11 protein-coding genes are annotated in these 11232 nt (G+C 38.8%); 10 read left to right on the top strand and 1 reads right to left on the bottom strand.

Annotated features, from left to right (window positions below):
* The 3 genes from AEQ18_RS15325 to AEQ18_RS02330 form a co-directional block, all read left to right on the top strand.
* Positions 1-126: zinc ribbon domain-containing protein (locus tag AEQ18_RS15325; protein WP_152911862.1), on the top strand; the 126-nt coding region annotated here is incomplete at its 5' end.
* A gap of 318 nt (positions 127-444) precedes the next feature.
* On the top strand, positions 445-927 hold the full coding sequence (locus AEQ18_RS02335; RefSeq protein ID WP_054114759.1) for a GNAT family N-acetyltransferase: 483 nt from the start codon (positions 445-447) through the stop codon (positions 925-927).
* A 97-nt stretch (positions 928-1024) separates the two neighbouring features.
* Positions 1025-1753 (top strand): MurR/RpiR family transcriptional regulator, encoded by a 729-nt coding sequence (locus AEQ18_RS02330; protein ID WP_054114758.1) that lies wholly within the window; start codon positions 1025-1027, stop codon positions 1751-1753.
* Between the two features lie 13 nt (positions 1754-1766).
* On the opposite strand, the gene AEQ18_RS02325 is transcribed toward AEQ18_RS02330, so the two are convergent.
* A complete protein-coding gene (locus AEQ18_RS02325; protein ID WP_054114757.1) occupies positions 1767-2537 on the bottom strand; it encodes a MurR/RpiR family transcriptional regulator in 771 nt (256 codons plus the stop codon).
* A gap of 150 nt (positions 2538-2687) precedes the next feature.
* On the opposite strand from AEQ18_RS02325, the gene AEQ18_RS02320 reads away from it, so the two are divergent.
* From AEQ18_RS02320 to dagF, 7 genes are all read left to right on the top strand, one after another.
* Positions 2688-4073, top strand: coding sequence for a glycoside hydrolase family 1 protein (locus AEQ18_RS02320; RefSeq protein ID WP_054114756.1), 1386 nt, complete (start codon positions 2688-2690; stop codon positions 4071-4073).
* Between the two features lie 17 nt (positions 4074-4090).
* Positions 4091-5401 (top strand): PTS sugar transporter subunit IIC, encoded by a 1311-nt coding sequence (locus tag AEQ18_RS02315; protein ID WP_054114755.1) that lies wholly within the window; start codon positions 4091-4093, stop codon positions 5399-5401.
* 393 nt (positions 5402-5794) lie between these two features.
* Positions 5795-7096, top strand: a complete 1302-nt coding sequence (locus AEQ18_RS02310) for a PTS sugar transporter subunit IIC (RefSeq protein ID WP_054114754.1) — start codon at positions 5795-5797, stop codon at positions 7094-7096.
* A 73-nt stretch (positions 7097-7169) separates the two neighbouring features.
* Positions 7170-8279 (top strand): DUF871 domain-containing protein, encoded by a 1110-nt coding sequence (locus tag AEQ18_RS02305; RefSeq protein WP_054114753.1) that lies wholly within the window; start codon positions 7170-7172, stop codon positions 8277-8279.
* A complete protein-coding gene (locus AEQ18_RS02300) occupies positions 8272-9384 on the top strand; it encodes an amidohydrolase/deacetylase family metallohydrolase (protein ID WP_054114752.1) in 1113 nt (370 codons plus the stop codon). The genes AEQ18_RS02305 and AEQ18_RS02300 overlap by 8 nt, the downstream gene beginning before the upstream one ends.
* Positions 9368-10474 (top strand): DgaE family pyridoxal phosphate-dependent ammonia lyase, encoded by a 1107-nt coding sequence (locus tag AEQ18_RS02295; RefSeq protein WP_054114751.1) that lies wholly within the window; start codon positions 9368-9370, stop codon positions 10472-10474. The genes AEQ18_RS02300 and AEQ18_RS02295 overlap by 17 nt, the downstream gene beginning before the upstream one ends.
* Positions 10471-11232, top strand: a complete 762-nt coding sequence (gene dagF / locus AEQ18_RS02290; RefSeq protein WP_054114750.1) for a 2-dehydro-3-deoxy-phosphogluconate aldolase — start codon at positions 10471-10473, stop codon at positions 11230-11232. Before AEQ18_RS02295 ends, dagF begins: the two co-directional genes overlap by 4 nt.

Genomic DNA, 11232 nt, shown 5'->3' with positions numbered 1-11232 from the left:
GATGGCAAGAAATCTCTCGAAATTCGAGAATGGACTTGTCCTATTTGTCATGCTCATCATGACCGAGACATCAACGCTAGTATCAATATTCTGACCGAAGGTCTAAGAATAAAATCGTTAGCTTAGACAGAATCAAGAACCGTAGGAACTACGGAGATAGCTTGGTAAATAAGAGACACCGCTGTTAGTAAAGAAATAAGCTATCAAGTATGCTCTCTTCCCAAGAAGCTCCCACTTCAAGCGTTAAGAACCGTTAGGTTTAGCTAAGTGGTGAGTAGTTCACAAGACGCTATAAGTAAAGTAGTTTCAGTCATGTACATGGTCATCTGCTGATTCTTGTGTTCTGTGTCGAATGTTTAACCTGTTAGACATAAAAATATAGTTATACTAAATGATTTTATTGCGTATACTAGACTAAAAAGTATAAAGAGAGGCGATACATCCGTGCTAAATAAAACAATCGTGCAATCTGATCAGGATTATCAAACTTTAATAAATTTGATCCAACGGATTTGGCCAGAAGTATTTGAACCAATCATTGGCGCAGCACAGGTCAATTATATGCTGGCACATTATCAATCATTAGAAGTGATCACAAAAGAGATCCAAGCAGGTGCAGTTTACTTGATTTTAGAAGAAGAAGGGCGATCGGTGGGCTATACGGCATATGAAGAAACCGATGCACAACTCTATTTAAGCAAATTGTATTTAGATCACACGACAAGAGGAAAAGGCTATGCCAGTGCTGTCTTTGACTGGTATGAAACTTTGGCTGCAGGAAAGACGCTGCATCTGAATGTTAATAAAGACAATCAACAAGCTATTGCTGTATACGAACATCGAGGATTTGTGAAAGTCGGGGAACGTGTGGCAGATATAGGAGCGGGTTTTGTGATGGATGATTATATTTTTGAGAAGCGTTGTTGAGGCGATATTACGTGGAAATTAGAATGAATACGGAAATTTTTCTATAATATTTTTAGCTTATGTAGGAATTTTATGAAAAGTAAAGGAGACGCTAATTTTGGAATTGACACCGTATGGTAAGAACTTTAGTCAGAAAGAAAGCCAACTATTTAATTTTGTTGTGAATCACCAGGAGGAAGTTTCTAAGATGACCATAAGGCAACTTGCCGCATCCAATCACACAAGTACAACTTCGATTATACGATTCTGTAGAAAATTTGATTGTGATGGATTTTCTGAGTTCAAAATTAAGCTCAAAACTACTCGGAATCAAAGTAAATCTTTTGATAAAACACTATCGAGTACATTCAAATCTATGAGATACTTTTATGAGCGCATGGAAGAAGATAGCTACAAACAACAGTTAAATGATATTGCAAAAAAATTAAGGCAATCGGAGATTATTTTTGTTTTGGGGGATCAAGAAGCTGATATTGCAGTCTCATATGCACTAAAAAAATTGAGTCTTCTGAACAAAATAATTGTGCCAATCCAAGATAATATAGAAATACTGCAACCAATTTTTAGCCATATGAAGCAATCAGCTTGTTTTTTAGTACTCTCTAATTCAGGACAAGATCAAAGGATTGAAAATTTATTGCTCGCATGTAAAGAAACGCTCATTCAAACAATTTCAATAACAAACAAATCACTTTCGACTATTTCAAGTTTGGCGGATTATTCTTTGTCTTATTATTATGCAGAAGGCAAAAGTTCGGATCTTGCCTTATCACAGATGCCATTTTTATATATAATTGAATTGATATTTGACTATCTAGTTGGTTAAAAGAATACGTCTATCAGAAAATTTCTTCTGACAGACGTATTCTTTTGGCTATTTTTTCTATTAAGTAAATGGCTGGCAGTTGGGACGTCAGTTCAATGGTTTTATCTTTTTTATTGCTTGTTTTATAGATAGTTTCACGTTCGATATAATATGGCACAGTGAGGCTGGATAATTGACTAATTGTTGAATTTTCAGAATTGGTAATGGCTATAATCTGACATTTCTTTTGATTTAGTTTCTGTAAATATCGAATCATCTCCTGCGTTTCACCGGATATTGATAGTACAATAATGCATGTTTTCTCTAAAATATCCTCTGGAAACCAATCGATTGGATAATTTGATGGATCATCTACTTTTAATGCTGCTTTACCTAGGTCAGTAAAATACAGAGCACCGTATTCAGCGATTGTTTCAGATAGTCCAGATCCAATAAAAAGAACTAAGCTTTTTTCTTTTAAAATAGCAGTTGCAGCATCAATTCTTGTTTTTAGAAAAGGCTGACTCATACGTTGTAAAAAATCGATTGTTTGCGATTCGTCGCTATCTAGTGTTTTAGATTTAACTAGGGACGCAACATACATCTTGAGATTTACTTTGAATTCTGTATAAGTGTCACAATCAAATTTTTTACAAAAACGGCTTATGCTAGCTGTACTTGTATGTGTGGCTAAAGCCAAATCTTTGATTTTCATTTTTGATACAGATGAGAGGTGTTGGGAAATATAATGATATATTTCATATTCTAGTTGTGTTAACGCGGGATTATAGTCTAAAAATAACATGTCAACCTCCGTAACAAATCGTTTTTTTTTTGAAACAAATGACAAATGATGAAATACCATGCTGGAATTTATTATACCAGTTTATCTAGTGTAGTACGTGTTATACTTTCGATGTTAAAAATGTAAGCGTATGCTTTTGGAGGAGATTAAATGAAATACACATTTTCTAAAGATTTTTTTTGGGGTGCTGCAACAAGTGCGACACAATCTGAGGGTAGAACTACAACAGATGGAAAGGGTGAAAATATTTGGGATTATGCATCAAAAAAATTCAATGATCGATTCTATGAAGGTGTGACAACAGCGAGTACATCAAGATTTTATGAAGATTATCAAGGAGATTTGGATAGGTTAGCTGATCTATCCTTCAATTCATTCAGGACATCCATTTCTTGGTCACGTTTGATACCTGAAGGGGTTGGTCAAGTGAATCCAGAAGCAGTCCAATTTTATCATAATGTGTTAGATGGTTTGAATAAGAGAGGAATTAAACCGTTTATCAATTTGTATCACTTTGACATGCCAATGAAAATGCAAGAAATAGGAGGATTCGAAAACAAAGCAGTTATCAAAGCATATTGTGACTATGCGAAAACTTGCTTTGATCTATTCGGCGATAAAGTTTCCTATTGGTTTACTTTTAATGAACCAATGATTCCAGCGGAAGCGGGCTACCTTCATGATCGTCATTATCCGTATATTGTAGATTTCAAAAGAGCTGCACAAGTACTCCATCATATTGTTTTAGCACATTGCGGTGCAGTGAAAGTATTTAGAGAAGGACAATATTCTGGAAAAATAGGGATTATAATGGATGTCATTCCAGTCTATCCAAGAAGTCAGAATCCGGCCGATCTAAAAGCCGCTGAGATGGCAGATTTATTTTATACTCGATCTTTAAATGACGCAATTTTGAAAGGACACTATCCAGAAAAATTGAAAGTGATTTTGAACCAATATGATCAAATGCCAGAAGTATCAACGGACGATTTGTCATTGATAGCCCAAACTAGAATAGATATCTTAGGTATAAATTATTATCGACCTCGAAGAGTAAAAGCCAGAGATTCATTACCAAATACAAATGGCGTATTCTCACCTGAATGGTTTTATGATAATTACGAAATGCCAGGTAGAAGAATGAATACTTCTAGAGGCATAGAGATTTACCCGAACGGACTGTATGATATCGCTAAGAAAATTCAAAATGAATATGGCAACATTGATTGGTTTGTTTCAGAAAATGGGATTGGTATTGAGGGAGAGGAGGCGTTTATTAATAATGGTATTGTAGAAGATGATTATAGAATCAAATTTTTGGAAGAACACTTAATTGCTTTGCATCAAGCGATAGAGGAAGGCAGCAATTGCTTAGGTTATCATATGTGGACATTTGTAGACTGTTGGAGTTGGCAAAATGCCTTCAAAAATCGGTATGGATTTTATCGAATGGATTTGCATACAGGTAAGAAAACAATAAAGAAGTCAGGTTTATGGTTCAAAAATGTCATTTTAAATCAAGGTTTTTCATTATAACATAGGGGGTTATATCAATGAAAGTGTTAGATTCAGTTGCAATGAAGCTTTTACCGATAGCAAATGCTATCGGTCAGCAACGTCATTTGCAAGCAGTGAGAAATGGATTGATTTCCATTTTACCACTAACGATCGTAGGATCATTTTTTACAATTATTCTAAACTTACCTATTCCAGGTTATACGGATTGGGTTGCACCTTATCTGGCGGCGTTAGATGTTCCGTTTCGTTTTACAGTTGGGTTAATGTCGCTATACGCTTCTTTCACTATTGGGTCAAATCTCGGAGCGAGCTATAAACTAGACCGGATAACAAGTGGCTTTTTATCTATGCTTGCTACAGTCTTGATGGTTGTTCCAATTAACTTAGCTGAAGGTATCAGTACGACAGGAGAAGCAGTTGCATCAGGAAGATATCTGCCTATTGCAGCGCTAGGTTCTCAGGGACTATTCGGTGCCATTATTGCTGCATTGTTATCAGTTGAAATTTATCATTTCACTAAAGCAAAGAAATTAGAAATATCTATGCCAGATGGAGTCCCACCGGTAGTTGGTGAATCGTTTGCCGCACTTCTACCTACGTTATTAGTTATTTTGGTTTTTTGGATTCCAAGACACTTCTTTAATTTTGATTTGAATGGGCTATTAACAATTGCTATATCACCATTGAAAGGCTTTTTAACAGGGAATAACCTGATAGGCGGCGTGATCACGCAGTTTGTCATTTGTGTTTTCTGGGTTCTTGGTATTCATGGACATGCTGTATTAGGACCTATTATTCGTCCATTCTGGGATCAAGCTATCCTTGAAAATGCCGAGTTATTCCAAAATGGAACCTCTGCATTTGATTTACCTAATTTATTTACAGAGCAATTCTATCAATGGTATGCACAAATGGGTGGAACAGGTGCAACTCTTGCCTTAGTCGTTCTTTTCATGTTCTCTCGCTCAAAATATTTAAAACAATTAGGTAGATTATCTATTTTACCTGGAATATTTAATATTAATGAACCGATGATTTTTGGAACACCAATCGTGATGAATCCATTATTAGCTATTCCATTTATTTTAGTACCAATCGCGAATACAATTATTGTTTATATCGTTACAGCATTGAACTGGATGCCAAAAATGATGGTAAAACCGCCATTTTCAATCCCAGCTCCTTTGGGTGCTTTGATCACATCTAATTGGAATTGGGTTGCCTGTGTAATGGTCTTTGTTTGCTTCTTTGTTTCTTTAGCTATTTACTATCCATTTTTTAAAGCCTTCGAAAAAATTCAAGTTGCACAAGAACTAGAAAGTATGAAAGAAAGTGATCAAGATTGAGCTTCTTACTATTGGCTTTTGTCCTTATTTTAGGTAGCAATATTTTAATGGAAAGACTGAATGCTTCCATCTGTGTATCTTTTTGGGTATTTTTGGTCATCGGGCTAGCTTGCATATCTTTTTTCTTTTTCTTACTAGTTCATACATCTTATCAATTGGTGTTCATTATGATTCTGCTTATCTCTTGTACGATTATTCAAAATAGATTTATGTATCAATATAGACCTAAAGAAGCGAGAAAAAAACATTAAAAAATGATTTGCTATATGAATGAAAAAGACGTTTCAGTTCAACTAAACGTCTTTTTAGTGAAAAAATTATATTTACTGTTTCATATTCTTATGTTATCATTTCCTTCGTAAACATTATAATGTTATAATTAGGAGGAGTTATATGAACGGGTTTGTCGCATTTATTGAAGAAAAATTGATGCCAGTTGCGAATAAAGTGGGCATGCAACGACACATGGTGGCCATACGGAAAGGGATCATTGCAACTTTGCCGTTAACGATCGTGGGATCATTCTTTACGATATTACTGAATTTTCCGATTGAATCTGTGGCTGCACTGATTGAGCCATATCGTGAAGTATTAGATATTCCATTTCGCTATACGGTAGGATTATTGGCATTATACGCTACTTTTGGGATTGCATCTTCTTTGGCAAAAAGTTACAAATTAGACGCTTTGACAGCAGGTATTTTAGCTACGATGGCCTTTCTTGTAACCGCTGCCCCGCCGATCCGTGTACTTGAATCAGTGGAAGGTGTCATTGATACGGGACGATATATCAATGTCGCAAATTTAGGCTCGGGCTCTTTGTTCGGTGCAATCGTTACCGCTATTCTCTCGGTAGAAATTTATCGCTTCTTTATTGTTAAAAACATTACCATCAAAATGCCGGACGGTGTACCACCAGAGGTCACAAATTCATTTATGGCTTTGATTCCTGGTGGCGCAATATTAGTGTTATTCTGGGTGATTCGTCACATCATCGGGTTTGATATCAATGCCTTCTTAAGTAATTTACTGATGCCTCTGAAAGATGTATTGGCGGGGAACAGTTTGTTTGGCGGTTTATTGACTGTTTTCTTGATTTGTTTCTTCTGGGTTTTAGGTATCCACGGTCCAGCGATCATGGGGCCGGTTATTCGTCCATTTTGGGATATCTCTATTGCAGAAAATATGGATGCCTTTCAACTTTCAGGTAATGCCCATGATTTGCCCAACATCTTCACTGAGCAATTTTTACAATGGTTTGTCTGGATTGGTGGGGCAGGGACGACACTTGCGCTGGTGGTTTTATTCGTATTCTCGAAGTCAAAATATTTGAAGCAATTGGGTCGCTTATCACTCTTACCAGGGTTATTCAATATCAATGAACCAGTGATCTTTGGGGCACCAATCGTGATGAATCCCATTTTGGGCATTCCGTTTTTAGTGGCACCACTGATCACGACAACGATTTCTTACTTTGCAACGACGACTGGGATTGTACCCATGATGGCAGCGAGATTGGGTTTTGCCATTCCTGCGCCGATAGCCGCATGGATGAGTACCAACTGGAGTATTGCTGCGGGTGTGCTGGTAATCGTCAACTTTTTGATCACGTTAGCCATTTATTATCCTTTCTTTAAGGTATTTGAAAAACAACAAATTGAACGAGAGTTAGCTGAAGAAACGACAGAGGAATAACACCTGATATACAGCAATCAATCAGGTTGCTGCTATTGATAATTTTTTAGGAAGAAATGAGGTTGAATCAATTTTGAAAAGACAATTAGGGATCTCGGTCTACCCAGACCACAGCAATCTTGAGGATGACAAAGCCTACCTAGCATTGGCGCACCGTTATGGGTTTAGCCGTATTTTTATGAGTATGCTGGAAGTGACTGAGGGCAAAGAAAAAGTCAAACGAAAGTTTAAAGAGCTGATTGATTATGGCAAATCACTTGGATTTGAAACGATTTTAGACGTGGCACCAAGTATTTTTGAAGAACTGGAGATCTCTTATGACGATTTGACGTTCTTCCACGAGCTTGGCGCAGATGGGATTCGTTTAGATCTTGGTTTTGATGGCAATAAAGAAGCGATGTTGACATATAATCCATTTGGTTTAGCGATTGAACTCAATATGAGCAATGATGTGGCTTATTTAGATAATATTTTGACTTATCAGGCCAATGTTCCTTTCCTTTATGGCTGCCACAATTTCTATCCGCAAGAAGGCACAGGGTTGCCTTATGATTTCTTTATGCAATGCAGTCGGCGCTTTAAAGACAAGGGCATTCGTACAGCTGCTTTTGTTACCGCGCATAGCGGTAAAATCGGTCCTTGGGATATCAATGATGGTCTACCTACGTTAGAAATGCACCGCCATTTGCCAGCAGAAGCAGCTGCCAAACACTTATTTGCTACGGGTGTGATTGATGATGTGATCATTGGGAATGCCTATGCTTCAGAAGCAGAGTTGGCGGCAATGGGCGCCATTGATCGTTATCAAATTGCCTTTGCGCTTGCGTTTGAACCAGAAGTTTCCGTCCTTGAACGACAAATCGCATTGAAGGAACAACATTATCGTCGCGGCGATATTACCGCTCGCATGATCCGTTCTACAGAAGTACGCAAAAAGTATAAAAACGAAGCCAATCCTGCCCACGACCATCTGAATATGTTTCAAAGAGGCGATGTCGTTATCGGAAACGATGGCTTTGGCAAGTATAAAAACGAGTTGCAAATCGTTTTAGAACCGCATACGGATGAACGCAAAAACAAAGTCGGTCAAATCGCTGAATCAGATCGATTGTTGTTAGACTTTATTCACCCATGGTCTAAATTCACGTTTAGTGAAAAGAAAGGAACGAAACTGGATGTTTGATTTGATTATTCGTGATGCGCAGACGATCGATCATAAGAAGATGGATATTGCGATCAAAGATGGAAAAATTGTCAAAATTGAATCTCAGATCAAAGATTCCGCTGTCAATGAGTATCACTTGGAAGAAGGCGCATTTATTTCGGCAGGCTGGATCGATGATCATGTGCATTGCTTTGAAGAAATGAGCTTATATTATGATTACCCAGACGAGATTGGGTATAAACAGGGCGTGACAACGGTCATTGATGCAGGAACAACGGGTGCTGAAAACATTCATCGGTTCTATGACTTGGCAAAAGAAGCGACGACCAATGTTTATGCATTAGTCAATATATCGAAGTGGGGAATCGTGGCGCAAGATGAACTAGCTGATTTATCAAAAATCAAATTTGACTTAGTAGCGCAAGCTTTGCGCACATGTCCTGATTTCATCGTTGGATTGAAAGCCAGAATGAGTAAGACGGTGATTGGCGAGAATGGCATCAAGCCATTAGTGCTTGCAAAGGAGATCCAAAATGCCAATCAAAGTTTGCCTTTGATGGTCCATATTGGTTCCGCACCACCTTCTCTCGAAACAATCTTAGCGCACATGGAACAAGGAGATGTCTTGACCCATTGTTTCAATGGGAAAGAAAATGGGATCTTGAACCAAGAGAACCAATCAATCAAATCCTTTGTCTTTGATGCGTACCATAAAGGCATTGCCTTTGATATTGGTCATGGTACGGACAGTTTTAACTTTGACGTAGCTGAACATGCCTTAGCCGCAGGAATCAAAGCTTCATCAATCAGTTCAGATATTTATATTCGTAATCGAACCAACGGACCAGTTTATGACCTAGCAACGACAATGGAAAAATTAGCTGTTATAGGATATGATTGGAAAGAGATCATTGAGAAAGTAACTGCAGCACCTGCAGCGCAATTTCGTCTAAATAATAAAGGCAAAATTGCTGTAGGATATGATGCAGATTTGACGATTTTTTCTTTTAAAGAAGAAGACAAAGTGTTGACTGATTCAAACGGCAACACGAGGACGACATCGGTGCAGATCATTCCAACAATAGCGGTGATTGGAGGAGAACTTTTTGAAACTAACGATTGACGATCTTGACTTGAAAGAAGTGATCAATGCCTCTGGAAAAATGACGGTATTAGGTGTATCTAAAGTAAGCAGCGGGGTTTTAGAAGCGCAGAGATATGGCGGGGAACATTTTTTCGACATGGCTGATTTGGCTGTGAAAACGGGTGCCTACTTAGCCAAGTCACTAAAGGTAGAAGATGCCCAGATCGTATCTTCAGCTTCGGCAGGGATTGCCCAGTCTGTCGCTGCTGTAATTGGACAAGGAGATATGTATCACCTCTATCATCCTTATAGTTCGAAAATCACCAAGCGAGACATCATTCTACCTAAAGGCCATAACGTAGACTATGGGACACCTGTTGAAGTCATGGTGGAACAAGGTGGCGGAACAGTAGTAGAAGCTGGCTACGCCAATATGTGTACGGCGGCGCATATTGCCCAAATGATCACACCAGAAACAGCAGCGATTTTATATATCAAAAGTCACCACACTGTGCAAAAAAGCATGCTGACTGTTGCACAAGCAGCGGAAGTTGCACAAGCGTACCATCTACCATTGATCGTGGATGCTGCTGCCGAAGAAGACTTGTTTGCCTACAGCGAAGCTGGTGCCGATTTAGTGATTTACTCTGGTGCCAAAGCCCTATCGGGTCCGAGTGCTGGCTTAGTGATCGGTAAAGCGCAATATATCGAATGGGTACGTCTACAGTCTAAAGGCATTGGACGATCAATGAAGATTGGCAAGGACAATATGCTTGGTTTTACTGAAGCGGTGGTCAGCTATCTAGCAGAGGGAACTGAATCAGGCGCATCCATGATACAACGGCTTCAGCCTTTTATTGACGCGGTCAATCAAATTACAGGATTAGAAGGAACCATAGTGCAAGATGGCGCGGGTCGGGATATCTATAGAGCCAGCGTGAAAGTGATCAATGGATCGGCAGTGAATGTGATCACAGCCTTAAAGGCGGCTGATCCAGCAATTTATACCAGAGAATATCAAGCCAACAATGGGATCATTGAATTTGATATTCGGGCTGTAGATGGCGATGAAATGCGCACCATCATCAAAAGATTGCAACAAATTATGATAGGAGAGTCAAACCAATGAATGTAACACCAAATTATTTAAATCAACGCGTTTGCCTGAATGTCTTGGCGAATTCGGTTGAAAATGCAGAAGCTTGTTATGAAGCAGCAGAGGGACATGTTGTTTTAGGGGTGCTATCCAAGAATTATCCTACGGATGAAGCGGCTATCGAAGACATGAAACGCTATCAAGCCGTAACAAACAATGCGCTCTCAGTAGGATTAGGCGCAGGTGATCCAAATCAAAGCGCGATGGTCACGCGTATCTCAGCTGTATTGCAACCGCAACATGTCAACCAAGTCTTTACTGGCGCTGCAGCTTCGAGAGCACTTTTAGGCCAGTCAGAAACAGTGATCAATGCGTTGGTTTCGCCAACAGGAAAAGTCGGATTCGTCAATATAGCAACTGGTCCCTTGAGCAGCCAACAAGTTGCTGCGGATGTTCCGGTTGAAACGGCAATTGCTTTGCTTAAGGATATGGGCGCAAGTTCTGTGAAGTACTTTCCGATGAAAGGTTTGGCGCATAAGGACGAATTCGAAGCAGTAGCAAAAGCCTGTGGAGCGAACGATTTTTATTTGGAACCCACCGGTGGTATTGACCTTGACAACTATGAAGAAATTCTGCAAATTGCCGTGAATGCGGGGGTCAAAAAAATCATTCCTCATATTTATAGCTCGATCATTGACGCACATACGGGCGATACAAGACCTGAAGATGTCAAAACGCTCTTAGCAATAACCAAAAAAGTGTTAGCAGCGTCTGGACAAATGGAGGGGTAA

The organism is Enterococcus sp. RIT-PI-f (assembly GCF_001297065.1).
GTDB lineage: Bacteria > Bacillota > Bacilli > Lactobacillales > Enterococcaceae > Enterococcus_D.
The sequence above is the reverse complement of the archived record's forward strand: the minus strand, read 5'-3'. Positions and strand labels throughout refer to the sequence as shown.